A 23,385-nucleotide genomic window follows, 5' to 3' on the forward strand; every position below is an offset into this window, starting at 1 on the left:
GCGCTCATGAGTACGACCTCCGCTGGTCCGGAGCCGGGATCTGGGCGCCCTTGTACTCGACGGGGATGCCGCCGAGGGGATAGTCCTTGCGCTGCGGGAAGCCCTGCCAGTCGTCCGGCATCATGATCCGCGTCAGCGCGGGGTGGCCGTCGAAGACGATGCCGAAGAAGTCGTACGTCTCGCGCTCGTGCCAGTCGTTCGTCGGGTAGACGGGGACGAGCGACGGGATGTGCGGGTCGGCGTCGGGGGCGGAGACCTCCAGGCGGATCAGCCGGTTGTGGGTGATCGAGCGCAGGTGGTAGACGGCGTGCAGTTCACGGCCCTTGTCGCCGGGGTAGTGGACACCGCTCACGCCGGTGCACAGTTCGAAGCGCAGGGCCGGGTCGTCGCGCAGGGTGCGGGCGACGGTGGGCAGGAACTCGCGCTCGATGTGGAAGGTGATCTCCCCGCGGTCGACGACGGTCCTGTCGATCACGTTCTCGGGGACGAGACCCTGTTCCTCCAGGGCGCCCTCCAGTTCGTCGGCGACCTCGTCGAACCAGCCGCCGTAGGGGCGGGTGGCCGGGCCGGGGAGCCGGATGGAGCGGACCAGGCCGCCGTAGCCGGAGGTGTCGCCGCCCGTGTCGGCGCCGAACATGCCGCGCTGGACGCGGATCTCCTCACCGCCGTCGCCGCGCTGGCCGGGGAGGTTGGAGGCGGAGAGGTCCTTCTCGGGGTTGGGTCCGCCGTTGCCGTTCGCGGCGCTCATCGCAGCAGCCCCTTCATCTCGATGGTGGGGAGTGCCTTGAGCGCGGCTTCCTCGGCCTCGCGGGCCGCTTCCTCCGCGTTCACGCCGAGCTTGGACGACTGGATCTTCTGGTGGAGTTTGAGGATCGCGTCCATCAGCATCTCGGGCCGTGGCGGGCAGCCGGGGAGATAGATGTCGACGGGGACGATGTGGTCGACGCCCTGGACGATCGCGTAGTTGTTGAACATGCCGCCGGACGACGCGCAGACCCCCATGGAGATCACCCACTTCGGGTTCGGCATCTGGTCGTAGACCTGCCGCAGCACCGGCGCCATCTTCTGGCTGACCCGGCCTGCCACGATCATCAGGTCCGCCTGGCGCGGCGAACCGCGGAACACCTCCATGCCGAAGCGCGCCAGGTCGTAGCGGCCCGCGCCCGTGGTCATCATCTCGATGGCGCAGCAGGCGAGGCCGAAGGTGGCGGGGAAGACGGACGCCTTGCGTACCCAGCCCGCGGCCTGCTCGACGGTGGTCAGCAGGAAGCCGCTCGGCAGTTTTTCTTCGAGTCCCATGGTCTTAAAGGCCCCTCAGTCCCATTCCAGGCCGCCGCGACGCCAGACGTACGCGTAGGCGACGAAGACGGTGAGCACGAAGAGCAGCATCTCCACGAGCCCGAAAACACCCAGGGCGTCGAAGGTGACGGCCCAGGGGTAGAGGAAGACGATCTCGATGTCGAAGACGATGAAGAGCATCGCCGTCAGGTAGTACTTGATGGGGAAGCGCCCGCCGCCGGCCGGCGTGGGGGTCGGCTCGATACCGCACTCGTAGGCCTCGAGCTTGGCCCGGTTGTACCGCTTTGGTCCGATCAACGTGGCCATGACCACGGAGAAGATCGCAAAGCCTGCCCCGAGGGCTCCCAGTACGAGGATGGGCGCATACGCGTTCACCGCTCCTCGCTCCTCTCAGTCGGCACTGACTGCTGGCGGTTGCGTGGACCGGCTCTCCGCCCCACCTGTCCCACGAACACCGTCCGTCCCGACGAAGATCGCGAACATGTGAAGCAGGTCACAAGCCCAACTGCCCCGCATCTTATGCCTGCGGGTCTGTGATCTGCGACACGGGGTGCGGCACCGAGTTTGTGATCTCCACCACCTGACGAAGGATCATGAAGTCGGATGAGCGGCGATCTTCATACACGAAGCGCCAGAGTGATCACCAGAAGTGACAATTTCGATCGTTATCGCAGGTGAGAGGGTGCGTCTCTATATCAAGAGAGTTCCGCTGCATGCAAATTGGTGCTGGACGGGGTCGCTTGCTAGAGGACCCCGCTCACACATCAGAGGGAGGCGCGGCGTCCGATGTGGACGCGTGCACGCGTTCACGAGCGACCGCGACCGGCGATCGCGCCCGAGGACACGGCCGGACCGGTGATCACTCTGTGACCTGCGCCACATCGGAACGAGATCAAATCAGCCGGGCTTGGCCACTCGGTGCAATCAGTGGTAAGCGCAGGGCAATTCGGACGTAATCACGAAAGCGCATGATCACGGGCCCGATCGGTCGTGTCCGCTTTGCCCGTTACGCCGTCAATAAAGAGTGACGCGCAGGGAATTTGGGGCGTCCGTTGAACAACTGTGGCGCACCACACGTTGCTTGAAGGTATGGAGGAGCCCCTGGTACCGCTTGTACCCATGTCCCACACCGCTCACATACGCAGCCACCGGAAACCCCGCCGCAACGCGTCGTCCTCGATCGCGGTGCGCGCCGGAGTCGCCGGTGGCATCCTCAGCACCGTGGCTGTGGCCGGCGCGTCAGCGCAGGCGGTCGCCGCGGAGTCGGTGACGCAGACCCTCGAACTGCCCACCCTCACGGCCGACCTGGCCACGCAGGCGGCGCAGTCCGCGGACGCCACGCAGCAGATGGCGGCCGACTACCAGCTGCAGGCCGAGCGTGACGCGGCCGCGGAGGCGGCGGCCGAGCAGGCCGACAAGGACCTGGCGAAGGCCAAGAAGGAAGAGGCCCGCAAGAAGGCCGCCGAGGAGGCGGAGCGCAAGGCCGCCGCCGAGCGCGCCTCGCGGGACAGTGCGCGGACCACCCTCACCACGAACTCCGCCTCGACGGCCCCGCCGGCCAGCGGCAGCGTCGAGACGGTCATCGCCTTCCTCGAGGCCCAGCTGGGCGACGCGTACGTCATGGGCGCCACGGGGCCCAACGCGTGGGACTGCTCGTCGCTGGTCCAGGCCGCGTTCAAGCAGGTCGGCGTGAGCCTCCCGCGGGTCTCCCAGGACCAGTCGATGCAGGGCACGGACATCCCGCTGTCCCAGATCCAGCGCGGCGACATCCTGTACTGGGGCGGCAAGGGTTCCGCCTACCACGTGGGCGTCTACCTCGGTGGCGGCAAGTACCTCGACGCGGCGAACCCCTCCAAGGGCGTCGTCATCCAGGACCTGTCGGGCTACCCGGCGTCGGGCGCGGTGCGCGTGCTCTGAGCCGGTCCGCCGACCGCTCGCCGTACGGAAGGGCCGTCCGCCCCTGGGGGCAGGCGGCCCTCCGGCATGCCCGCGTACGGGCCCTCCGGCATGCCCGCGTACGGGCCCTCCGGCATGCCCGCGTACGGGCCGGCCGGCATGCCCGCGTACGGGCCGGGGTGGGCCCTGGGAGGGCCGTTCGGTCCGGGCCGGGGGTCCGCTGAGGGCCGGGACGGCGAGAGCGCCCGTCGGCTCGCTTCAGGCGTTCCGGCCCGAGACCGGTGATATGTCCGGGCGTTGTGTGACGAAACGGGCCCCGGAGCTTTCGCGTCCGGGGCCCGGAACGGGGCGTGTTCGGCCCGTCGGGCCGTCAGGCCGCCTCAGGCCTTGGGGGCCACCTTCGAGAGGCCGTTGATGACGCGGTCCATCGCGTCGCCGCCGGTCGGGTCGGTCAGGTTGGCGAGGAGCTTCAGCGTGAACTTCATCAGCATCGGGTGGGTGAGGCCCCGCTGCGTGGCGAGCTTCATGATCTTGGGGTTGCCGATGAGCTTCACGAAGGCGCGGCCCAGCGTGTAGTAGCCGCCGTAGGTGTCCTTGAGGACCTGGGGGTAGCGCTGGAGGGCGAGTTCGCGCTGGCCGGGAGTGGCGCGGGCGTGCGCCTGGACGATGACGTCGGCGGCGATCTGGCCGGACTCCATGGCGTAGGCGATGCCCTCGCCGTTGAAGGGGTTCACGAGGCCGCCGGCGTCGCCGACGAGCAGCAGGCCCTTGGTGTAGTGGGGCTTGCGGTTGAAGGCCATGGGGAGGGCCGCGCCGCGGATCGGGCCGGTCATGTTCTCGGGGGTGTAGCCCCACTCCTCCGGCATGGACGCGCACCACGCCTTGAGGATCTCCCGCCAGTCGAGCTCCTTGAACGCGGCGGAGGTGTTGAGGACGCCCAGGCCGACGTTGGACGTGCCGTCGCCCATGCCGAAGATCCAGCCGTAGCCGGGCAGCAGGCGGTCCTCGCCCGGACCGCGCCGGTCCCACAGCTCCAGCCAGGACTCCAGGTAGTCGTCGTCGTGGCGCGGGGAGGTGAAGTACGTGCGGACGGCGACACCCATGGGGCGGTCCTCGCGGCGGTGCAGGCCCATCGCGAGGGAGAGGCGGCTGGAGTTGCCGTCGGCGGCCACCACCAGCGGCGCGCGGAAGGTGACTTCCTTCTTCTCGCCCGAGTCCGGGTCGCCGAGCTTGGCCGTGACGCCGATGATGCGGCCGGTACGGTCGTCGACGACGGGACCGCTGACGTTGCAGTTCTCGTGGAGGCGGGCGCCGGCCTTCTGGGCCTGGCGGGCGAGCTGCTCGTCGAAGTCGTCGCGCTTGCGGACGAGTCCGTAGTCGGGGTAGGAGGCGAGATCCGGCCAGTCGAGCTGGAGGCGGACACCGCCGCCGATGATCCGCAGGCCCTTGTTGCGGAGCCAGCCGGCCTCTTCGGAGATGTCGATGCCCATGGACACCAGCTGCTTGGTGGCGCGGGGTGTGAGACCGTCGCCGCAGACCTTCTCCCTCGGGAAGCTGGTCTTCTCCAGGAGGAGCACGTCCAGCCCGGCCTTCGCCAGGTAGTACGCGGTGGTGGAACCGGCTGGTCCGGCCCCGACGACGATCACATCGGCGGTGTGTTCGGTAAGGGGCTGGGGCTCGGTCACGACGGGTTCTCCCCAAGAGGTAGTTGGAGCACTGAAGACCAGAAAACAGGTGCCGACAGGCGTCGGACATGGGCAGTCTATTCAGCGGAACCTGATCATCGGCTGAAGGGCTGCCCCTGTGAACCGAGCTCTGCCCGACGTACGGCTGCGCGTCCCCACCGACGAGGACGCCTTCGCGTGGCACCGGATCTTCGACGACCCCGACGTCATGGAGTTCCACGGCGGCAAGTCCGCCGAGCTGTCCGTCTACGAGGAGCTCACCGCGCGCCAGCGTCGCCACGACGCCGAGTACGGGTTCTGTCTGTGGACCATGCTCGACGAGGAGGGCCGGGCCATCGGCTTCACCGGCGCCCAGCCGTGGCCGCGGACCTGGGGGCCGGCCGGCGAGATCGAGATCGGCTGGCGGCTCGCCCGCGACCACTGGGGCAAGGGGTATGTGACGGCCGCCGCCCTGCTGACCCTGGAGCGGGTACGGGCGGCCGGCGTCCAGAACGTCGTCGCCATGGTCAACGCCCGCAACGAGCGCTCGATAGCGGTCACCCGACGGCTGGGCATGGAACTGGCGGAGACCTTCACGACGCCCGTCACGCAACAGGTGGGCCACTGCTACCGGCTGGCCCTCTGAGCCGCCGACCGGGATTCCCGGCCCACCCAACCCCCGTTTCGTGACGCAGGGTAGCGATTTTCGACAGATCGCCACGCAGCGCTTCCGAACGGGCACCCCCGGCGGCTACCCTGCGGGTACCGCTGGGGGTGAACGTCTGTGCGCTTGACACCCAAGTCATTCGAAGTGCGTGTGCCTCGGTTCGTCGGTCTGATGGCCGTGGACGCGCGTGAGACGGCGGCGGCGAGCGGAGTCGGGCTGGCCGCCGGTGACCGGCCCGACGTCGAACTCGCCGTCGTGGACTACGTCGTACGGCAGTACCCGCCGCCGGGCGTCGAGGTGCCGCGAGGCGCGGTGGTGACCGTCTGGTTCGAGCTCGGCGACGACGGCGGGGGCGTGCGCGAACCCCGGCGCGGCGGCCCTCCCCCCGGGTTGCGCAGGGACTTGGACGAGCCGGGGGAACCGTTCTCGCTACGGCGATAGGGCCGCCGCGGCGCGGCGCACTCCCGCCGCCGCGCCGGACCTCCGCTACTTCTGCAGGAACAGGATCGCGACCGCCACTCCCCCGCCGACCACGAAGGCCGCCGCGATGGTGAGGATCCACATCAGCGCCCGGCCGCGCGGCTTCGCGACGGGCCCGGCTGCCGGCAGCTGATGGCCTAGCTCGACCATCGGAACCTCGTACGGCTCGACGGGCTGGGACGGATGCGCCGCCGACTGGCCCTGCGGAGCCGGCTGGTCCTGCGAGGTCGGAAGGCTATGTGATGTCGGCAGGCTCGGCGGGGTCGGAAGGCTGGGCGGGTCCGGCAGGCTGGGCGGGTCCGGCAGGCTCGGCGGGGTCGGAAGGCTGGGCGGGTCCGGCAGGCTCTGCGAGGTCGAGGGCCAGGACGGGGTGCCGTAGGCCGCGGGGCCGCTCGGCATCGCCGGGAACGGGGGTGCGATCACGCCCGTGCGGGCGCCGGCCATCTGCACCAGATAGGGGGCGAGGAACGCCGCCGCGAAGATCCAGACGAGGCCGAAGAGCATGGCCTCGGCGATGTTGAGGCCCACGTCGACCTGGCCGGCGGCGGAGAGTCCGCCCCCGAAGTCGGTCGAGGCGGAGCCGGACGCCTCCATGGAGAAGCCGCTGATGCCGGCGAGGAGGAGGAAGAGGCCGAAGAACACACCGGCGGCGAGGAGTTGCTCACCCCGGCCCGAGGACCGGCGCGCGGCCAGGACGCCGAGGACCAGGGCGCAGACCGCGCCGAGCGCCAACGCGCCCACGACCGCCCAGTCGTTGACGGCGTCACCCAGCTCGGACAGCCCGAACGACTCGCGTTCGAAGCCGCCGTAGGGGCTCGACCCGCCGAGGCCGTAGTCGCCGGAGTCGCCCCCGTAGGAGCCGTCGCCGTAGGAACCGTTCCCGTACGAGTCGTCGCCGTACGACGAGTCGTCCCCGTACCGCGAGCGGCCCGCCTCGCCCTCGACGGACGCGCCCCAGCTGATGCCGAGGAAGGTGACGGCGATGTTGGGCAGGATGAACAGCGCGATCAGCAGCGGATTGACGTCGTCCTCCCAGTCGGCCCGGAGGTCGTCGCTCGACGCGAGGGTGATGAGGGCGACGAGCGAGCAGAGGGCGAGGACGATCGCCATGGCGCGTACGGCCGTTCCGGTCGCCCGGAAGAGGGAGCGTGGGCCGGGGCGCACGGCCAGCCAGGCGGCCAGGTCGTCGCGGTGCAGCACCCCGCCCGAGACGGCGGCCGTGAGCACCAGCGCGCCCAGCGCGGCGAGCCAGGGTGACGTGGAGACCTCGGCGAGGGCGACGGTCGGCTGGGCGAACAGCCCGAGCAGCAGAACGGCGACGGTCACCAGCAGTGTGACCCGCAGGGCCGCTTCGAGTCCGGCGGAACGGCCGGGGACGCCAGGTGCACCGGAGGTGCCGGGGGCGCCGGGGGTGACGCCGCCGGGGACGGTCCAGCCGAGGCCGGGTCCGGCGAAGCCGGCGTACCCGGCACGGGTCGCCAGACGGGTACGGAGTTGACGTACGCCCAGATAGAGCGCGACGGCGAACAGGAGGGTCACCGTGAGCGGGACCAGGGTGAGGGTGAAGCCCGCCTCGATGGTCCGGAGTTCGCCGGAGTAGCCGCCGCCGGTCTCGGAGACCTCGAAGCCGCCGCCGACGCCCTGGAGGAGCGAGGCGAGGGCGATGCCCATGCGGTCCCCGAAGCCGACGATGTCCTCCTCGTCCTGGCCGTAGTCGGGGATGGCGAGGGCGACGGCGCTGCCGAGCAGGAACAGCACCGGCCAGAGCGCAGCGAGCGCCGATCCGGCCCAGTCACCCCGGAAGGCCCGCCCCAGGAAGGCGCCCAGCGGTGACGGGCGGGCGGGGACCGGGGCGAACTCGGGAGGAGGTGGCGGCGGCCCCACGGGAGGCCCGCCCGCGGCCGATCCCGGCGGCGGTGGAGGCGTGCCGGGGGGCGGGGCCGCCGGAAGGCCGGCCGGCGGCGCTGCCTGCGGAGCGGCCGACGGGATCGACGCGGGCTCGGTCGGCGGGGCGGGCGGCGGAGTCGGGGGTGTGCCCGGGCCGGCGGGCGCGTCCGGTGCCGGGGGCGCCGAGGGGACCGGTATGCGTTCCCGCCCGCACTTCATGCAGTAACGCGCTTCGTCGGGACCGGGGGCCCCGCAGTGCGGACAGTAGGACGTCATGGAACGCTCCGTCATCCAGAGAACTCGTGCCGTGATCGGACGTGGGCACACGTGTGGTGCGCGTGCGGTGACGTATCAAACGGACGGCGTTTTCCGTTGACCGGTTCCCATCAACAGGGCGCCCTCGAGGGCATCCCCCTTACGGGTGAACCTTGAACCCCCGGTGGAGGGCGACGACCCCTCCGGTGAGGTTCCGCCACGCGACCTGGCCCCAGCCGGCCTTCTGCAGCCGCTCGGCGAGACCTGCCTGGTCGGGCCAGGCACGGATGGATTCGGCGAGGTAGACGTACGCGTCGGGGTTGGACGACACGGCGCGGGCGGTCGGCGGCAGCGCCCGCATCAGGTACTCGGTGTAGACGGTGCGGAACGGCGCCCAGGTCGGGTGCGAGAACTCGCAGATCACGACCCGGCCGCCGGGCTTGGTCACCCGGTACATCTCGCGCAGCGCGGCGTCCGTGTCCTGCACGTTGCGCAGGCCGAAGGAGATGGTCACCGCGTCGAAGGTGTCGTCCTTGAAGGGCAGCCGCGTGGCGTCGCCCGCCGTGAACGGCAGCCAGGAGGTGCGCTCCTTGCCGACCCGGAGCATGCCGAGGGAGAAGTCGCAGGGGACGACGTACGCACCGGTCCGCGCGAAGGGCTGCGAGGAGGTGCCGGTGCCGGCCGCCAGGTCCAGGACCTTCTGGGCGGGGCGGGCGTCCACCGCCCGCGCGACCTCCTTGCGCCAGCGCCGGTCCTGCCCGAGGGACAGCACGTCGTTGGTCAGGTCGTACCGTTCCGCCACTCGGTCGAACATCGAGGCGACTTCGTGCGGCTGCTTGTCCAGGGATGCGCGGGTCACGGGCCCATTGTGGCAGGAGGGGCCGGACGCCCGCGCAGCGCCCGTGCCGGCGACCACGGCACGGCGCGCGACCCGGTGTGATTGGTTTCCCGCGTGAGCAGCGTGAGGAATTCCCCGAAACCGGTCGCCGCACTGATGTCCGCGAGGTCCGTGATGGGCGCGATGTCCGCGCTGATCCTGACCTGCGCGGGGTGCGCCACGGGGCCGACGGAGTCCCCGTCCGCGCCGAGCCGTGCGCCGAGGACACCCGACGCGAAGGCGACGGCCGCCGAGGCGGACGCGGGGACCTCCACGGTGTACGCCCCCTATGTGGACGCCACGGAGGCGTCCGACCTCGACGCCGCGGGGGACGCGGCCGCGTACCAGCTCGCCTTCGTGATCGCGGACGGCGACGCGTGCGAGCCCGCGTGGAACGGCACCACCGCGATCGGCGACCCGGCGGTGAAGTCGCGTGTCGCGGCGTTGACGGAGGCCGGGGCGTCGGTGCGGGTGTCCTTCGGCGGGGCCTCGGGGACGGAACTGGCCGACGCCTGCGACAGCGCGGACGACCTCGCCGCGGCGTACGGCGCGGCGCTCGACGCCGCGGGTGCGTCGGCCGCCGACTTCGACGTCGAAGGGGACGCGCTGAAGGACTCCGACTCGGTCGACCTGCGATCCCAGGCGATCGCCCGACTCCAGCGGGAGCGGCCGGACCTGTCCGTCTCCTTCACCCTTCCCGTGATGCCGTCCGGCCTCGACGACGCCGCCATCGCGCTGCTCGACTCGGCGAACGAGGCGTCCGTCCAGGTCGCCACCGTCAACATCATGACCATGAACTACGCCAGTTCGTACGACGGCGACATGGGCGACTACGCGGAGCGCGCCGCGAGGGCCGCGCACCAGCAGCTGAGGGACGTCTTCGGGACCTCCGGGCCCGCGGCGTGGCGGGGGCTCGCGCTCACCTCGATGCTCGGCGTCAACGACGTGGAGAACGAGACGTTCACGCTGGAGGACGCCGCGCAGGTCAGGGAGTTCGCGCAGGAGAAGGGGGTCGCCTGGGTCTCCATGTGGGCGACGTTCCGGGACCGCGAGTGCGGGGGCGGGGCGGGTGACGAGTTGACCGACTGCAGTGGTGTGGAGCAGGAGGACGGCGCGTTCGCGGAGGCGTTCTCGGGGTGAACCGGGCCCTCGTCAGCGGCGGCGGTGCACGAGTCGGCCCGCGCAGACCGTCGCCACACAGGTGCCCGTCGCGTCGAAGACCGCCAGGTCCGCTCTGCCGTGGTCGACGACCGCCGGAGGGCGGGGACCGGGGAGGACGACGACGTCGTTCCGCTCGGCGGCGGCGCGGAGTTCGGGGGTGTCCGTGTGGGACTCCAGTACGGCGGTGGCACCGGACTTCAGCACCGCGTGGACGCGTTCCCGTGGGGTGGGCGCGTCGGGGAGCGGGCCCTCGTGGACGCGGGCGGGACCGAGCACCCCGGGCCACCGGCGCACGCGGGCCCCCGGGAACCGCGCCTGGAGCTCCTCCAGCGGGCCCGCGGCCCGTACCCGGACGCCCTCCACGACCACGGCGCCGTCCTTGACCGGCTCCGGGTCGTCCCAGGTGCGGCGCACCTCGTCGGCGGCGTGGATCGTCAGCATGCGGGGGCTAGTTGGACGCGAGGATCTTCAGCTCGGGGTGGGCCGTGCCGCCCTCGATCGCCGTGGAGGAGATGTGGGACACCACGCGCGCGTCGACCGGGTCGTTCGCCGGGTCGTCGTGGACCACGAGGTGTTCGTACGTCGTGGAGCGCTGGGCCGGGACCCGGCCCGCCGTGCGGATCATGTCGATCATTTCCTGGAGGTTGGAGCGGTGCTTGGCACCGGCCGCCGAGACGACGTTCTCCTCCAGCATGACCGAGCCGAGGTCGTCCGCGCCGTAGTGCAGCGTCAGCTGGCCCGCGTCCTGGCCGGTGGTCAGCCAGGAGCCCTGGATGTGGGCGATGTTGTCCATGAAGAGCCGGGCGACCGCGATCATCCGCAGATACTCGAAGATCGTGGCCTGGGTACGGCCCTTCAGGTGGTTGTTCATCGGCTGGTACAGGTACGGGATGAAGGCCCGGAAGCCGCCCGTGCGGTCCTGGACGTCACGGATCATCCGCAGGTGCTCGATGCGCTCGGCGTTGGTCTCGCCCGTGCCCATCAGCATCGTGGAGGTGGACTCCACGCCCAGGTTGTGCGCGGTCTCCATGATCTCCAGCCAGCGCTCACCGGACTCCTTGAGCGGCGCGATGGCCTTGCGGGGGCGCTCGGGGAGCAGCTCCGCGCCGGCGCCGGCGAAGGAGTCGAGACCGGCGGCGTGGATGCGCTGGATGGCCTCCTCGACGCTCACCTTGGAGATGCGGGCCATGTGCTCGACCTCGGACGCGCCGAGGGAGTGGATGACCAGCTGCGGGAACTCCCGCTTGATGGCGGCGAAGTGCTTCTCGTAGTACTCGACGCCGTAGTCAGGGTGGTGGCCGCCCTGGAACATGATCTGCGTGCCGCCGAGTTCGACCGTCTCCGCGCACCGGCGCAGGATGTCGTCCAGGTCGCGGGTCCAGCCCTTGTCCTTGGCCGTGGGCGGGGCGTAGAAGGCGCAGAACTTGCACGCCGTCACACAGACGTTCGTGTAGTTGATGTTCCGCTCGATGATGTACGTCGCGATGTGCTCCGTGCCCGCGTACCGGCGCCGGCGGACGGCGTCGGCGGCGGAGCCGAGCGCGTGCAGCGGGGCGTCGCGGTAGAGGTCGAGCGCCTCCTCTGGCGTGATCCGCCCACCCTCGGCGGCACGGTCGAGAACGGACTGGAGGTCGGCCTTCTCGGTCACCGGGAGCGTCCCTTTCGTAAGGGTTGGACGGACCACGCCAGCCTACGTCACGCCGCGTATGCCTCCAGGAGCAGGCCCAGGTATGCCCCCGCGATCATGAACGGGCCCAGGGCGACGAGTTGTCGGCGTTTCGCCCGGCCGCGGACGGCCTGGACCAGGGTCCAGACGCTGCCGACGAGCGCGCCGGCGAAGGTGCCGACGTACAGCGCGCCCCAGCCGTACCAGCCGAGGACCGCGCCCAGGCCCACGGCGAGCTTCACGTCGCCGAAGCCGAGGGCGAGGGGGCGGATGAGGAAGAGGGCGAAGTACGCGCCGCCGAGGGTGAGGGCGCCGAACGCCGCGGTGCGCCACTGGCCCGCGTGTTCGGGCGTGAGGGCGGCGCCGCCCAGGAGGAGGAGCGCGAGGGCGGCGAAGGGGAGGGTCAGCGGGTCGGGGAGGCGCTGGACCTTGAGGTCGATCAGGACGAGGAGAACGCCGAGCGGGGCGAGGAGAAGCCAGACCGCGAGTTCCGGGCGCACGCCGGTGGCCAGGGCGAGCGTGGCGCAGACGAGGGCGGTGAGGAGGGCGAGGGTGGGGGTGCGGGGACCGTAGGTGCAGGGGGTGGAGGGTGCGGGGGCCGGGGAGTCGGGAACCGCCGTGGCGGGGCTCGCTGTGGTGGCCGTCGCGGTGGCGGACGCGGGGGTCGTGCAGCGGGCTCGGCCCAGCCAGCCGTGGGCGGGGCCGGTGAGGGGGTGGCCCGCGGGGCACGTGGTCCGCCAGGGGGAGTCCTCGTCGACGGCGAAGCGGTAGGCGGGGCGGGGCAGGAGGGCGCCCGCCGCCGCGCCCCAGAGGGCGGCGACTGCCGTCAGGGCGATCAGCCAGAGGTCCGGATCCACGGAAGTCAGCCTAGGTCGTGTCCGCGAAGTCCCGTCGTCCGCCCGGAGGGCGGGCCCCGCGGCGCCTGGTGCGTGCTCTCGGCGTGCCGGGCGGAAGCCCTCGTACTGGACGTACTCGGGCTTTGCCCGGTGCGGCGCGTGGGGGTACCCCCTGCTCGAAGAGCTTGGGGGAGCGTGCCAGGCGTCGCGGGGCAGGCGGGACGTACCCCCTGCTCGAAGAGCCTGGGGGAGCGTGCCAGGCGTCGCGGGGCAGGCGGGACTTCGCGGACACGACAGGGCCTAGGGGGGTGGGGTGGCGCCCTGTCGGGTCGCGGGCGCCGCGTAGCAGCGGACCTGGACCGTCTGCTCGGGGCTCCATCGCTGTTCGAGCGTGGCCAGGTGCTGCCAGCCGAGGCTTTCGTAGAGGGATGCCGCCGCGACGTCCGACTCCACCACGTCCAGGACCGGGTGCAGGTCGCGGACCCGTGCCTCCGCCGTGGCCCGCGCCACCAGCAGCGCGCCGATCCCGTGGCCCCGGGCGGCCCGGGCCACGAACAGCCGGTTGACCACGGCGGTCGTCGCGGTGCCCACCCCGGTGCGGGCGGCCCAGAGGCCGGGCGCCAGGTCCGTGGCGTCGGCACGGGACAGGCCGATGTGGCCGACCACGCGGCCGTCGAGTTCCGCCACCCACGCGGCGACGAGCGCGGCCGGGGTCAGCCAGAGGTCAGGGTGCTCGGGCCAGTTGACGGGGTAGCCGTCCCGCTCGTGGACCGCCGCCAGGACCCACGCGCAGGCGTCGAGGTCGTGGTCGATCCTGGGCCGGACGTTCGGCGGGGGAACCGGGGGCGCGGTGGGGGCACTGTCGCTCATCACCGCGGCATCGGACCACGGCTCCACGCCCGCGACCAGTGATCTTCCTACTTCAGCTTCTTCAGCCGGGCCGTCGGGTCGCCGGCGTCCGCGTTGTCCGCGGCGTACCGGAGCGCGTCGCCGTCGAGGGTGAAGGTGACGACATGGGTGTTGCTGGTGCAGGTGCCGGGGTTGTTCTCGGTGTCGGCGATGCTCGTGGCGAGGACGTGGGCGTCCGTCACCTCCTTGAGGACCAGCTTGTCGTCGCAGGCGCCGCCCAGGGGGTCGACCGAGCGGAAGGTGCCGAGGTCCTTTCCGACGGCGGCCTGTTTCAGAGTGACCCGGAAGGTGCCGGCGGGGAGCTTGCCGCCCAGGGCGTAGCCGTCGCCCTCCCATGTGCCGAGGTACTTCGCCGGTACGTCGCCTTTGGTGTCGCCCGGGGCCTCGGAGGCCTCCGCGCTCGCCGACGGGGCGGGGGCCGCGGCGTCGCCGTTGCGCTCGTCCTCGCTTCGGAGCATCCCGAAGACGAACACCGAGCCCACGCTCACCGCCGCGAAGGCCCCCGCCACGGCCAGCGCGATCGAACAGCTCACCCTCCGGCCGCGCCCGCCGGCCTCGGTCGTCGAGGCGGCGGCCACGCTCAGGCTGATCTTGCCGGGCGCGGCCGGCGGCGGCACGGTGTCCGCCACCGCGGCGTCCGCGCGTGCGCCGGGCACGTACGTGGCGGGACCGGAGTGCCCGGGCGGCGCCGACGGCACGGACGGCGTCGATGGCGTCGATGGCGTCGACGGCGACATGACGGGCGGCGGCCCGAACGTCCCGCTCACCCCACTCATGGCACTCGCCCCGCCGCCCGGCGTGGCGCCCGTCGGCGTCGGCGTCGGCGTCGGCGTCGGCGTGGCCGGCTCCCCCACCGAGGGGCTGCTGAATCCCACCGGCCCGGAGGGGTCCGGTTCCGTCGCGTCCAGGTTGAGGAGGTGGACGGCGCTGCGGCCGACCTGTTCGACGAGGGAACCGGGGAGCCAGCCCGCCGTGACCAGGCGGGCGGCGCCTTCGGGGGCGAGGGCGCGGGCGATGTCGTCGGGGACGGGCCGGGCGCCCGGCTCCTTCGCGAGGCAGCGCTCGACCAGGTCGCGCAGTTCGCCCCGCAGACCGTCCAGCCGTGGCGGCTCGTGCACGACCTTGTAGAGGAGCGCGGCGGAGGAGTCGCCCGGGAAGGGCGATTCCCCGGTCGCGGCGTAGGCGAGGACCGCGCCGAGCGAGAAGACGTCGGCGGCGCCGGTGACGCCGTGGCCGAGGATCTGCTCGGGCGACATGTAGCCGGGGGAGCCGATGGAGACGCCGGTCGAGGTGAGGGAGGCCGTGCCGTCGGTGGCGCGGGCGATGCCGAAGTCGATGAGGAGCGGGCCGTCCACGGTGAGCAGCACGTTGGAGGGCTTCACGTCGCGGTGGACCAGGCCCAGCGCGTGGACGGCGCAGAGTGCCTCCGCGAGCCCGGCGCCCAGCACCCGCACGGTGTGCTCGGGCAGCGGGCCGCCGTCCGCGACGGCCCCGGAGAGGGAGGGCCCGGCCGCGTACCCGGTGGCCACCCAGGGCACCGACGCCTCCGGGTCCGCGTCGAGGACGGGCGCGGTCCAGGCGCCGCCCACCCGCCGGGCTGCCTGCACCTCGCGGCGGAAGCGGGCGCGGAACTCCTCGTCCAGCGCGAAGTGGGGGTGCACGACCTTGACGGCGACGGTGCGGCCGCCGGCGCTGCGCCCGAGGTAGACCCGGCCCATCCCGCCGGAACCGAGCCGGCCGAGCAACCGGTAGGGCCCGATGACCGTGGGTTCGCCGACGTCGAGCGGCTGCATCGCCCCACCCCTCCCCCGTGCGTCCCTCTCCACGACTCCCCAGCAGCGTAGTGCTGTACGCCCGAACAGGAATACGCACACCGACCGCCAGTCCCACGGGACCTGTAATGCGTCAAACGAATTTCCGGCGACGGCTCGGTGACCGGCGGAGGAAATGCTCAGGAAAGGAGATCCACCTTCACATCCGCCGGAAATCCCGTCGTGGGACCGACCCGGCGGGCGAACTCCGCGACCGCCCGCAGCTGCGGGTCGCCGAAGCGGAAGTCGAGGGTGGTGAAGTAGCGCTCCAGGACCCGCTCGTCGAACGCCTCCCAGCGGGCGGCCTGCTCCGCGACCTTGCCGACCTCGACCAGGGACAGGTCGCGCGAGGCCAGGAACGCCTCGTGGACCTGCCGGGTGACCTGCGGGTTCCGCTCCAGGTAGTCCCGGCGCGCCGCCCACACCGCGAAGACGAACGGCAGCCCCGTCCACGCCTTCCACATGGCACCCAGGTCGTGCACCTGGAGGCCGTACGTCGGGCCGTCGAGCAGGTTGGCGCGCAGCGCCGCGTCGCCGATCAGCACGGCGGCCTCCGCCTCCTGCATCATCAGCGAGAGGTCGGGCGGGCAGGTGTAGTACGACGGCCGTACGCCGACGCTCTCGGCCAGCAGCAGCTGGGCGAGGCGTACGGAGGTGCGCGAGGTGGAGCCGAGGGCGACGCGGGCGCCGTCCAGGCGTTCGAGGGGGACCTGCGAGACGATGACGCAGGACATCACCGGCCCGTCGCAGCCGACCGCGATGTCGGGGAAGGCGACCAGGTCGTCGGCGTGGCGGAGGAACTCGACGAGGGTGATGGGGCCGATGTCGAGGTCGCCGCGCACCAGCTGCTCGCTGAGCTTCTCCGGGGTGTCCTTGGTCAGCTCGAAGTCGAGGAGCGTGCCCGTTCTCGCGAGCCCCCAGTACAGGGGCAGGCAGTTCAGGAACTGGATGTGGCCTACACGCGGCCTGGTGCGAGAATTGTCCACATCGCGAGACTAGACCTCATGAGGTACGGTCCGGGGTCCGGGGTCCCGGGCGGCGCACATGAGGCGTTCGGGGGACGCTCGTCAATCCGGCGCAACGATCACTCAAACATCCGGGTGACGTGATCTTGACCTCTATTGCTTTCGGCTGCCCGCGTGCTAGGCTCGCCGCAAGTTGCAGTTTGGTTTCCCTTGCAGTACAGAGCCTGCGGAGCATGTAACCGCGGGCTCTAGTCGTTTTCAGACGTATGCAGTTGTGCGGCATCTTGTTTTCACACTTGCAGGGTTCTGGAGCAGGGCAACCCTTTGGGCCCAAGGAGGGCTTATGGCTACCGGAACCGTGAAGTGGTTCAACGCCGAAAAGGGCTTTGGCTTCATCGCCCAGGAAGGCGGCGGCCCCGACGTCTTCGTTCACTACTCCGCCATCAACGCGAGCGGCTTCCGTTCGCTGGAGGAGAACCAGCAGGTCTCCTTCGACGTGACCCAGGGTCCGAAGGGCCCGCAGGCGGAGAACGTCACCCCCGTCTGATCTGAGGGATGCCCCCTCTGACGACGTCTGAGAGCAGTACCCAAGGAGCCCCTCGCCTTTGTGCGCAGGGGCTCCTGCCTTTACCGCCGGCGTCGGCGTCGGCGTCGGCGTCGGCGTCGGCGTCGGCGTCGGCGTCGGCGGAACTTTCGCACCCCTAGACGTGCTGCATGACGAGCACGAACGACGTTCCCGGGGCCAGCGCCTCGTAGGAGTGCGGGACATCACCCCGGAACGCCATGTAGTCACCCGGCCCCAGCTCGACCTCCTCGCCCCTCGGGCCCGCCTTCACCCGGCCCGTGCTCACGGTGAGATGTTCGACCGTCCCCGGGAGGTGCGGCTCCGACTCCCGCACCGAGCCCGGTTCCAGCCGCGTGCGGTAGATGTCACGGCGGGCTCCCGGCGGGCTCGCGGAGAGCAGGACCGCCGAGTAGCTGGAGTGCTCGGAGTGGACCGTGGGCCCCTCACCCGCCCGGATGACCTGCACCGCCGGCACGGGCGGCTCGATCAGGGCGCTGAACGGCACCCCGAGTGCCACGCCCAGCGCCCACAGCGTCTCCATGCTCGGGTTGCCGCTCGCCGCCTCCAGCTGGGACAGCGTGGACTTGGCGATTCCGGCGCGTTTGGCCAGCTCGGAGAGGGAGAGCCCGGCCCGTGTGCGCTCCCGCCGGAGGGAGGCGGCGATCCAGTCGAGCGGGAGGCGCGCCGGGGGCTTCCCGTCGCCGCGTGCCCCTCCGGCCTCGTTCTCGGGCGCTGCGTCGGCCATGTGGTTCGCTCCAGAAGTACGATCGTTCGCCTTGACGAACGAGTGGCTGCTGTTCATTGTAGAAAACATGCGTTCGCTTCTCCGAACGACCCGCAGGGCGTGGTCGTCCCGTGCCCGGCGTCCGGATGCCCCGGGCGTCCATGATTCCGGGCTGCTCCGGGACATCGCCCTGGTGTGCGTGGCCGGCGGAGTCGTCGGGGTCTCCTTCGGCGCGATCTCGGTGGCGGGCGGGTTGCCGGTGTGGGTGCCGGTGGTGATGTCGCTCATGGTGTACGCGGGGGCAGCGCAGTTCAGCGCGGTGGGGATCCTGCTGGCCGGGGGCGGTCCGTTCGCGGCGGCGGCCACGGGGCTGCTGCTCAACACCCGTACGGCCGCGTTCAGCCTGGCGGTCGCCGACGTCCTGGGCCGGGGCCGGCTCGCCCGGCTGGTGGGCGCGCACCTGGTCACCGACGAGACGGTGGCCTTCGCCCTGGCCCAGCGGGACCCGGCGCGCCGCCGGGCCGCGTTCTGGATCTCCGGGGTCGGCCTCTTCGTGACCTGGAACGTGTGCGTCCTCGCGGGCGCGCTCGCCGGTTCCGCCCTGGGTGACACCGCCGCGTACGGCCTCGACGCCGCCTTCCCGGCCGTGCTCGCCGCGCTCGTCCTGCCCGCGCTGCGCGAGCGGCCGCCGGTACGCCGGGCCGCGCTGCTCGGGGCGGTGGTGGCGCTGGCGGCCACCCCACTGACCCCCACGGGGGTCCCCGTACTCCTCGCGCTGGCCGGACTGTTCGTCCGGCGGGCCCCGGCGGAGGAGAGGGCTGCGGCATGAGCGGGGTCGTCGTCGCGATGCTCGTGCTGGCGGTGGGGACGTACGCCTTCCGGCTCACCGGACCGCTGCTGCACGGGCGGGTCGAGATCCCCCTCCGGGTCCGGGAGTTGCTGGCCGCCGCGGCCGTGGTGCTGCTGATGGCGCTGCTCGCCACGGGCGCCCTGACCGAGAGGGGCGGCTTCGCCGGCTGGGCCCGGCCGGCCGGGGTGCTGGTGGGCGGCGTACTGGCATGGCGGAGAGCGCCGTTCGCGATCGTGGTCCTCGGGGCGGCGGCGACGGCGGGGGTGTTGCGGGCGCTGGGTGTGCCGTAGGCATTGGCCTAGGCCCTGGCGGCCAGTTCCTCCAGGATCCTGCGGACGTGGATGCCCGAGCCCAGGTCTGGGTCGAGGCCCTTGGCCTTCAGGAGGGCGGTGAGGGATGCCTGGACGACCTCGGCGCCCTCGGGGGCGACGCGCTCGGAGACCTCCAGCCACTCCAGCGGCCCGGCCCCCGCCCGGCCGCCGTCCAGCGTCCAGTGCTCCAGCGTGACCTCGTGGTGGTCGAGCCGTACACCGTCGCGGCGGACCGTGTGGACGGGGCCGAGGACGTCGAGCGAGCCGAAGCCGACGCTGACGTCGGCGCAGTCGGCGAGGAAGGCCCGTTGCCGCTCCGAGAAGACGAGTTCGAGCGGCTTCGCCCCCGTGGCCGCCGCCTCCACGGCCGTACGGCCGCAGTCCGAGACGAGGGTGGCGGACAGCACCCGGCGGTCGCCGGACCAGGTGTCCGCGAGGTGGAAGGAGTCCGGTCCCTGCTCGTGGAAGCGCAGCCAGCGCTCCGAGAGCCGGGACCGGCGGCAGGGCCGCAGTTCCGCGGTCGCGGCCCCGCCCCGCCCGCTCCCCGCCCGGAGGCGCAGGATCAGCCCCGCGTCGAGAAGCGGGAGGTGACCCGGCGCCGTGGAGCGGGCCAGAGCCTCGCAGAAGTAGACGCGGCGCCGGGCTCCCCCGGTGTCCGGCGCCAGCGCCCGGGTCGCGGCGGCCGCGCCCGCACCCGAGAACGTCACCTTGATCTCGACCGAGTCGAGCCGGCCGAGCGGGTCCGGCCGGTGTGGCCGGTCGGACCCGTAGGTGAGATCCCCGCGTTCCACGGATGCCGGCATGAGCCGTCCCCCTTGTTCCGCGACCTGGTTCATCCCCTGGTTTTCCCTCGGTCCCCTGAATCCCTCGGGAAGCCCCCTGGGGTCCCCCTTGCACTGATCCCCTGCTGTTCCCCTTGATTCCCTGTGATTCCCTCTGATCCGCGGTTCCTCGATCCCCCGTTCCAACGAGGTCCCGCGAGACATCATTGAAGCCCCGGAGGGACCCGGCCCGCTTCCGGGAAGTCCCTACATCTCCCCCCGACCGATGCCCGCCTCGACCTTCTTGGCCCGCCCTTCGCGCGGCATGATGGACGAGGCGGGGCGGACGCGGGCGGGCACCAGGGGGTGGCGCATTGTTACGGGGACTCGTCGGCCGGGCGCGGGAACGCCGGCTGCTGGACGACCTGCTCGTGGCAGGTGGGGCCGGTGGGGCGGCGCTGCTCTTGTGGGGCGAGCCCGGCATCGGCAAGACGGCTCTCCTCGACTACGCGGCGGAGCGGGCAGCGGCCGGAACGTCCGGCTCCGCACCGGCGACGGTCCTGCGGGCCCGGGGCATCGAGACCGAGACGGTCCTCCCCTTCGCCACGCTCGGCGACCTTCTCATGCCCTGTTCGTCCCTTCTCAGGGACCTCCCCGGAGCGCAGCGCGCCGCCCTTGAGTCCTGCCTCGCACTGGGTGGCGACCCCGCCGACCCGCCGGGCAATCCGTACGCCGCCTGCATGGGCGCGCTGAACGTCCTGGCCGCGCTCGGCGACGAGCGCCCCGTCGTCGTCCTCGTGGACGACCTCCACTGGGTGGACCCCTCGTCCCAGCGCGTCCTGCTGTTCATCGCCCGCCGCCTCTCCAGCGAACGCGTCGCCCTCGCGTTCGGCTCCCGCGAGGACCACGGGGAGTCGGGGCCGCGCCGCAGCATCCCGACCGTGCAGGTCGGCGGGTTGACGGCGGAGGAGTGCGCGGAGTTGCTGAACGGCCCGGGCTCGGGCACAGGCACGGGCGCGCGCACGGGCACCCTGACGGCCACCGGGAGCGGCCCGGCCGCCGTCGCCCCCAGCGTGCTCGCCGACCTCGTGCGGATCAGCGGCGGCAACCCGCTCGCCCTGCGGGAGATCGCGAACGGGCTGACGGAGGAGCAGGCGCGCGGGGAGCGGCCGTTGCTGGACCCGCCGTCCGTCGGCAGCCATCTGGAGCGGGCCTGGGCGACCCGTATCGACGGGCTCCCCGACCCCGCGCGCCGGGCGTTGGTCGTCCTCGCCGCCGGCCGGTCGACGGCGGCGGGTCCGCTGCGCAAGGCTCTGGAGGCGGCCGGACTGTCGCTGGACGCCCTGTCCCCGGCGGAGGAGGACGGCCTGATCACGGCGACGGCGGACGGCCTGGACTTCCACCACCCGGTGCTGCGCGCCCTGGTCCTGGGCCGCGCGCCCCTCGCTCACCGCTGTGCCGCGTTCCAGGCGCTGGCCGACGTGAGCACGGGCCCGCTGCGCGCCTGGTACCGGGCGTCCGCGACCCCCGGCCCCGACGAGGACACGGCGGCGGCGCTCGCGGAGGCCGCGCTGGAGGCCCGGCGGCGCAGCGCGTTCGGGGAGGCGGCGCTGGCCTGGCGCCGGTCCGCCGACCTCACCCCCGAGCCGGCCGTCCGCGCCGGGCGCCTCCTCAACGCCGCCTCCGACGCGCTGCTGAGCGGCTCCCCCGCCGGGCCGCAGTGGTGCGAGGAGGCCGTCCGCATCGCCCCCGACCCGGCGACGCGCGCCGCCGTCCAGGGCCTGCTGGGCCGGATGTACACCTGGAAGGGCGAGACCGCGCAGGCGTACGGCCTCCTGGTGAACGCCGCCGACGCCGTGCGCGACTCCGATCCGACCCGCGCCTGCCTCCTCCTCGCCGAGGCGACGGCCGCCGCCCGTCTCGACGGCCATGTCCCGGCGGCCGTACGCGTCGCCGAGGAGTCCTTGGCCCTCGCGTCCGACACCGGCCCCGAACGCTGGTACAGCCTCACCCTCCTCGGCGGCGCCCTCGTGATGGCCGGCCGTACCGCCGAGGGCCGCGCGATGCTGGAGTCCGCCGACCGTCACGGCGCGGGCGACCCCGTGCGCGACCAGCAGGTGTACGCGATCGCCGGGCAGGCGTGGAGCCGTGTCGAGGAGTTCGCGCGGGGCCGCGCCCTGCTCAACACGGCGGTGGAGTCGGCGCGCCGGCACAGCGCGGTCGGGGTCCTGGGCTTCACCCTCGCCGTACGGGGCGAACTGGAGACGCGTATCGGCCAGTGGGCCTCGGCCCGCGGCGACCTGACGGAGGCGCTGCGCTGGGCGGAGGAGCTGGGCCAGCTCACCTGCGTGAGCTACGCCCGGTACTGCCTGGCCCGCCTGGAGGCGCTGCGCGGCGACCGCGTGGAGTGCGAGGAGCATGTGGCGCGGGCGCGGCGGGAGTGCGGGGCGTACGGCATCGGCTGCCAGGAGTTCCACATGACGGCCGTACTGGGTCTGTCGGCGCTGGCGTACGGCGACCACGACGCGGCGGCCGACCAGCTGGAGCAAACGTTGTCACTCGCCGTGGAGCAGGGCATCGGCAACCCGGAGGTGGTGCCGTTCGCGGCGGACCTGGCGGAGGCGCACGTACGGGCCGGGAACGCGGCGCGGGCCGGTGAGGTGGTCGCCTGGCTGGAGGGGCGGGCGCGGGAGACGGGCCTGGCCTCGGCGGAGGCGGCGGCCGCGCGCGTACGGGGCCTGCTGGCGGGGACGTCGGAGGAGGCGGAGGCGTGCTTCGGGGCGGCGCTGGAGGCGCACGGGCGGACGACGGGCCCGTTCGACTGGGCCCGCACACTGCTGTGCGAGGCGGAGGTCCTGCGCCGCCACCGGCGCCCGGCAGCCGCCCGGGCGCCCCTGTCGTCCGCCCTGGCCTGCTTCGAGCGCCTGGGCGCGGTGCCGTGGGCCCGGCGCGCGGCGAGCGAACTGGCGGCGGCCGGGGGGATGCCGGCGGCCACCCCGTCCGGGGCCGGTTCCGGTTCCGGTTCCGGTTCCGGCGGCATGGGCGGGGTCCTGGACCAGCTGACACCCCAGGAGTTCCAGGTGTCCCGGGCGATCGCCCGGGGCCTGAACAATACGGAGGCGGCGGCCTCCCTGTTCGTCTCCCGGAAGACGGTGGAGGCCCATCTCACCCGCGTCTACCGGAAGTTGAAGGTGCGGTCGAGAACCGATCTCACGAGACTGCTGACGGCGGCGGACCTGGTGGATTGAGGACGGGTCGCCCGGCGCCGACCGCACGTTCCACCCTGGCACGCAGCCGGTTGCCGTCCTGCCCCAGGTGCGGGACGACAGGTCCGGTCAGCTCCGAAGGGACGGGATCTTCCCCAACTCGTGCTCGTAACCCCGGCGGTTCTCCGGGATCAGGGCGGCCATGGAGGTGAAGAAGCGCTCTGCGGCCTGCGCCACCGAGGCGGAGAGTTCCGCGCCGGGGACGCGGGCGACACGCTTGCCGTCCCCCGCGTCGCAGCGAAGCAGCATGTCGGACCTGCCGACCCGCTCGATGGACAAGCGGATCGGCTGGTCCGGGAACAGCACTTCGGCCTGGCCGGACTTCTGCCCGTCGATAACCAGCTGGACGAAATACGCCCACAGTTGGTCGACGTAGTCCCACATGCTCCTGTCGATCAGCTGCACGCCGTTGACCGTGAGCTCCAGGGCCCCTTCCACGTAAAAGGAGTCACCATCGTAGGAATGCGTTTCTTCCACGGGAGTGAACCCGTCGGAGTCATTCCCGAGATAGGTGCGAATTTCAATCACGCGCTCA

General features: G+C 72.3%; 23 protein-coding genes. 8 read left to right on the forward strand and 15 right to left on the reverse strand.

The window, feature by feature from the left end; all coding sequences use genetic code 11:
• Positions 1–4 precede the first annotated feature (4 nt).
• The 3 genes from ACZ4Z2_RS21335 to ACZ4Z2_RS21345 are packed head-to-tail and all read right to left on the reverse strand — an operon-like array spanning position 5 to position 1,674.
• Positions 5–748 carry an NADH-quinone oxidoreductase subunit C gene (locus tag ACZ4Z2_RS21335; protein WP_468078199.1) on the reverse strand — a complete coding sequence of 248 codons (744 nt, stop codon included), beginning with the start codon at positions 746–748 and terminating at the stop codon, positions 5–7.
• Positions 745–1,299, reverse strand: coding sequence for a NuoB/complex I 20 kDa subunit family protein (locus ACZ4Z2_RS21340; protein ID WP_007383964.1), 555 nt, complete (start codon positions 1,297–1,299; stop codon positions 745–747). The genes ACZ4Z2_RS21335 and ACZ4Z2_RS21340 overlap by 4 nt, the downstream gene beginning before the upstream one ends.
• Before the next feature lie 15 nt (positions 1,300–1,314).
• Positions 1,315–1,674 (reverse strand): NADH-quinone oxidoreductase subunit A, encoded by a 360-nt coding sequence (locus tag ACZ4Z2_RS21345; RefSeq protein ID WP_007383963.1) that lies wholly within the window; start codon positions 1,672–1,674, stop codon positions 1,315–1,317.
• A gap of 714 nt (positions 1,675–2,388) precedes the next feature.
• Between ACZ4Z2_RS21345 and ACZ4Z2_RS21350 the strand changes: the two genes are divergently transcribed.
• Complete coding sequence (locus ACZ4Z2_RS21350) at positions 2,389–3,216, forward strand: C40 family peptidase (RefSeq protein ID WP_468078200.1); 828 nt, start codon at positions 2,389–2,391, stop codon at positions 3,214–3,216.
• Positions 3,217–3,575: 359 nt separating this feature from the next.
• Here ACZ4Z2_RS21350 and ACZ4Z2_RS21355 read toward each other — a convergent pair whose 3' ends face one another.
• Positions 3,576–4,880 (reverse strand): geranylgeranyl reductase family protein, encoded by a 1,305-nt coding sequence (locus tag ACZ4Z2_RS21355; RefSeq protein ID WP_468078201.1) that lies wholly within the window; start codon positions 4,878–4,880, stop codon positions 3,576–3,578.
• 118 nt (positions 4,881–4,998) lie between these two features.
• Between ACZ4Z2_RS21355 and ACZ4Z2_RS21360 the strand changes: the two genes are divergently transcribed.
• Together ACZ4Z2_RS21360 and ACZ4Z2_RS21365 are read left to right on the forward strand one after the other, a co-directional pair.
• Positions 4,999–5,505, forward strand: coding sequence for a GNAT family N-acetyltransferase (locus ACZ4Z2_RS21360; RefSeq protein ID WP_468078202.1), 507 nt, complete (start codon positions 4,999–5,001; stop codon positions 5,503–5,505).
• Between the two features lie 138 nt (positions 5,506–5,643).
• Positions 5,644–5,967: a PASTA domain-containing protein gene (locus ACZ4Z2_RS21365; RefSeq protein WP_468078203.1), complete on the forward strand. Its 324-nt coding sequence runs from the start codon at positions 5,644–5,646 to the stop codon at positions 5,965–5,967.
• A gap of 45 nt (positions 5,968–6,012) precedes the next feature.
• Here ACZ4Z2_RS21365 and ACZ4Z2_RS21370 read toward each other — a convergent pair whose 3' ends face one another.
• Entirely contained in the window at positions 6,013–8,184 is a 2,172-nt protein-coding gene (locus tag ACZ4Z2_RS21370) for a zinc ribbon domain-containing protein (protein WP_468078204.1), read from the reverse strand.
• 124 nt (positions 8,185–8,308) lie between these two features.
• Complete coding sequence (locus tag ACZ4Z2_RS21375; protein ID WP_468078205.1) at positions 8,309–9,007, reverse strand: demethylmenaquinone methyltransferase; 699 nt, start codon at positions 9,005–9,007, stop codon at positions 8,309–8,311.
• A gap of 135 nt (positions 9,008–9,142) precedes the next feature.
• Here ACZ4Z2_RS21375 and ACZ4Z2_RS21380 point away from each other — a divergent pair, with 135 nt between their 5' ends.
• The gene (locus tag ACZ4Z2_RS21380; protein WP_468078206.1) at positions 9,143–10,165 is read left to right on the forward strand and encodes a chitinase; all 1,023 of its coding nucleotides are present in this window, start codon (positions 9,143–9,145) and stop codon (positions 10,163–10,165) included.
• A gap of 12 nt (positions 10,166–10,177) precedes the next feature.
• Here ACZ4Z2_RS21380 and ACZ4Z2_RS21385 read toward each other — a convergent pair whose 3' ends face one another.
• The 6 genes from ACZ4Z2_RS21385 to ACZ4Z2_RS21410 form a co-directional block, all read right to left on the reverse strand.
• Positions 10,178–10,627, reverse strand: coding sequence for an imidazolonepropionase-like domain-containing protein (locus tag ACZ4Z2_RS21385; RefSeq protein ID WP_468078207.1), 450 nt, complete (start codon positions 10,625–10,627; stop codon positions 10,178–10,180).
• Between the two features lie 7 nt (positions 10,628–10,634).
• Positions 10,635–11,834 carry a cyclic dehypoxanthinyl futalosine synthase gene (gene mqnC, locus ACZ4Z2_RS21390; protein WP_468078208.1) on the reverse strand — a complete coding sequence of 400 codons (1,200 nt, stop codon included), beginning with the start codon at positions 11,832–11,834 and terminating at the stop codon, positions 10,635–10,637.
• Positions 11,835–11,881: 47 nt separating this feature from the next.
• Positions 11,882–12,709 (reverse strand): prepilin peptidase, encoded by an 828-nt coding sequence (locus tag ACZ4Z2_RS21395; RefSeq protein WP_468078209.1) that lies wholly within the window; start codon positions 12,707–12,709, stop codon positions 11,882–11,884.
• A 279-nt stretch (positions 12,710–12,988) separates the two neighbouring features.
• Entirely contained in the window at positions 12,989–13,558 is a 570-nt protein-coding gene (locus tag ACZ4Z2_RS21400; protein WP_468078210.1) for a GNAT family N-acetyltransferase, read from the reverse strand.
• 47 nt (positions 13,559–13,605) lie between these two features.
• Positions 13,606–15,390 (reverse strand): serine/threonine-protein kinase, encoded by a 1,785-nt coding sequence (locus ACZ4Z2_RS21405; RefSeq protein WP_468078211.1) that lies wholly within the window; start codon positions 15,388–15,390, stop codon positions 13,606–13,608.
• A 158-nt stretch (positions 15,391–15,548) separates the two neighbouring features.
• On the reverse strand, positions 15,549–16,394 hold the full coding sequence (locus ACZ4Z2_RS21410; RefSeq protein ID WP_468078212.1) for a menaquinone biosynthetic enzyme MqnA/MqnD family protein: 846 nt from the start codon (positions 16,392–16,394) through the stop codon (positions 15,549–15,551).
• 322 nt (positions 16,395–16,716) lie between these two features.
• Here ACZ4Z2_RS21410 and ACZ4Z2_RS21415 point away from each other — a divergent pair, with 322 nt between their 5' ends.
• On the forward strand, positions 16,717–16,920 hold the full coding sequence (locus ACZ4Z2_RS21415; RefSeq protein ID WP_003992177.1) for a cold-shock protein: 204 nt from the start codon (positions 16,717–16,719) through the stop codon (positions 16,918–16,920).
• 154 nt (positions 16,921–17,074) lie between these two features.
• Here ACZ4Z2_RS21415 and ACZ4Z2_RS21420 read toward each other — a convergent pair whose 3' ends face one another.
• Positions 17,075–17,683 carry a helix-turn-helix domain-containing protein gene (locus tag ACZ4Z2_RS21420; RefSeq protein ID WP_468078213.1) on the reverse strand — a complete coding sequence of 203 codons (609 nt, stop codon included), beginning with the start codon at positions 17,681–17,683 and terminating at the stop codon, positions 17,075–17,077.
• A 67-nt stretch (positions 17,684–17,750) separates the two neighbouring features.
• Between ACZ4Z2_RS21420 and ACZ4Z2_RS21425 the strand changes: the two genes are divergently transcribed.
• Both ACZ4Z2_RS21425 and ACZ4Z2_RS21430 read left to right on the forward strand, forming a co-directional pair.
• A complete protein-coding gene (locus tag ACZ4Z2_RS21425; protein ID WP_468078214.1) occupies positions 17,751–18,491 on the forward strand; it encodes an AzlC family ABC transporter permease in 741 nt (246 codons plus the stop codon).
• Positions 18,488–18,802 (forward strand): AzlD domain-containing protein, encoded by a 315-nt coding sequence (locus ACZ4Z2_RS21430; protein ID WP_468078215.1) that lies wholly within the window; start codon positions 18,488–18,490, stop codon positions 18,800–18,802. Before ACZ4Z2_RS21425 ends, ACZ4Z2_RS21430 begins: the two co-directional genes overlap by 4 nt.
• Positions 18,803–18,810: 8 nt before the next feature.
• Here ACZ4Z2_RS21430 and ACZ4Z2_RS21435 read toward each other — a convergent pair whose 3' ends face one another.
• Positions 18,811–19,626 carry a hypothetical protein gene (locus ACZ4Z2_RS21435; protein ID WP_468078216.1) on the reverse strand — a complete coding sequence of 272 codons (816 nt, stop codon included), beginning with the start codon at positions 19,624–19,626 and terminating at the stop codon, positions 18,811–18,813.
• Between the two features lie 332 nt (positions 19,627–19,958).
• Here ACZ4Z2_RS21435 and ACZ4Z2_RS21440 point away from each other — a divergent pair, with 332 nt between their 5' ends.
• Positions 19,959–22,832 carry a helix-turn-helix transcriptional regulator gene (locus tag ACZ4Z2_RS21440; protein WP_468078217.1) on the forward strand — a complete coding sequence of 958 codons (2,874 nt, stop codon included), beginning with the start codon at positions 19,959–19,961 and terminating at the stop codon, positions 22,830–22,832.
• A gap of 87 nt (positions 22,833–22,919) precedes the next feature.
• On the opposite strand, the gene ACZ4Z2_RS21445 is transcribed toward ACZ4Z2_RS21440, so the two are convergent.
• On the reverse strand, positions 22,920–23,378 hold the full coding sequence (locus tag ACZ4Z2_RS21445; RefSeq protein WP_468078218.1) for a hypothetical protein: 459 nt from the start codon (positions 23,376–23,378) through the stop codon (positions 22,920–22,922).
• Positions 23,379–23,385 lie beyond the last annotated feature (7 nt).

The organism is Streptomyces sp. NPDC030183 (assembly GCF_055573455.1).

Excerpts from the sequence above, each read along its gene's own strand:
- ACZ4Z2_RS21350 (WP_468078200.1), top strand. The coding sequence starts at position 2,389 with ATGGAGGAGCCCCTGGTACCGCTTGTACCCATGTCCCACACCGCTCAC.
- ACZ4Z2_RS21380 (WP_468078206.1), top strand. The coding sequence starts at position 9,143 with ATGTCCGCGAGGTCCGTGATGGGCGCGATGTCCGCGCTGATCCTGACC.
- ACZ4Z2_RS21430 (WP_468078215.1), top strand. The coding sequence starts at position 18,488 with ATGAGCGGGGTCGTCGTCGCGATGCTCGTGCTGGCGGTGGGGACGTAC.
- ACZ4Z2_RS21385 (WP_468078207.1), bottom strand. The coding sequence starts at position 10,627 with ATGCTGACGATCCACGCCGCCGACGAGGTGCGCCGCACCTGGGACGAC.
- ACZ4Z2_RS21335 (WP_468078199.1), bottom strand. The coding sequence starts at position 748 with ATGAGCGCCGCGAACGGCAACGGCGGACCCAACCCCGAGAAGGACCTC.
- ACZ4Z2_RS21370 (WP_468078204.1), bottom strand. The coding sequence starts at position 8,184 with ATGACGGAGCGTTCCATGACGTCCTACTGTCCGCACTGCGGGGCCCCC.
- ACZ4Z2_RS21415 (WP_003992177.1), top strand. The coding sequence starts at position 16,717 with ATGGCTACCGGAACCGTGAAGTGGTTCAACGCCGAAAAGGGCTTTGGC.
- ACZ4Z2_RS21425 (WP_468078214.1), top strand. The coding sequence starts at position 17,751 with ATGCGTTCGCTTCTCCGAACGACCCGCAGGGCGTGGTCGTCCCGTGCC.
- ACZ4Z2_RS21405 (WP_468078211.1), bottom strand. The coding sequence starts at position 15,390 with ATGCAGCCGCTCGACGTCGGCGAACCCACGGTCATCGGGCCCTACCGG.
- ACZ4Z2_RS21420 (WP_468078213.1), bottom strand. The coding sequence starts at position 17,683 with ATGGCCGACGCAGCGCCCGAGAACGAGGCCGGAGGGGCACGCGGCGAC.
- ACZ4Z2_RS21435 (WP_468078216.1), bottom strand. The coding sequence starts at position 19,626 with ATGCCGGCATCCGTGGAACGCGGGGATCTCACCTACGGGTCCGACCGG.
- ACZ4Z2_RS21400 (WP_468078210.1), bottom strand. The coding sequence starts at position 13,558 with ATGAGCGACAGTGCCCCCACCGCGCCCCCGGTTCCCCCGCCGAACGTC.
- ACZ4Z2_RS21340 (WP_007383964.1), bottom strand. The coding sequence starts at position 1,299 with ATGGGACTCGAAGAAAAACTGCCGAGCGGCTTCCTGCTGACCACCGTC.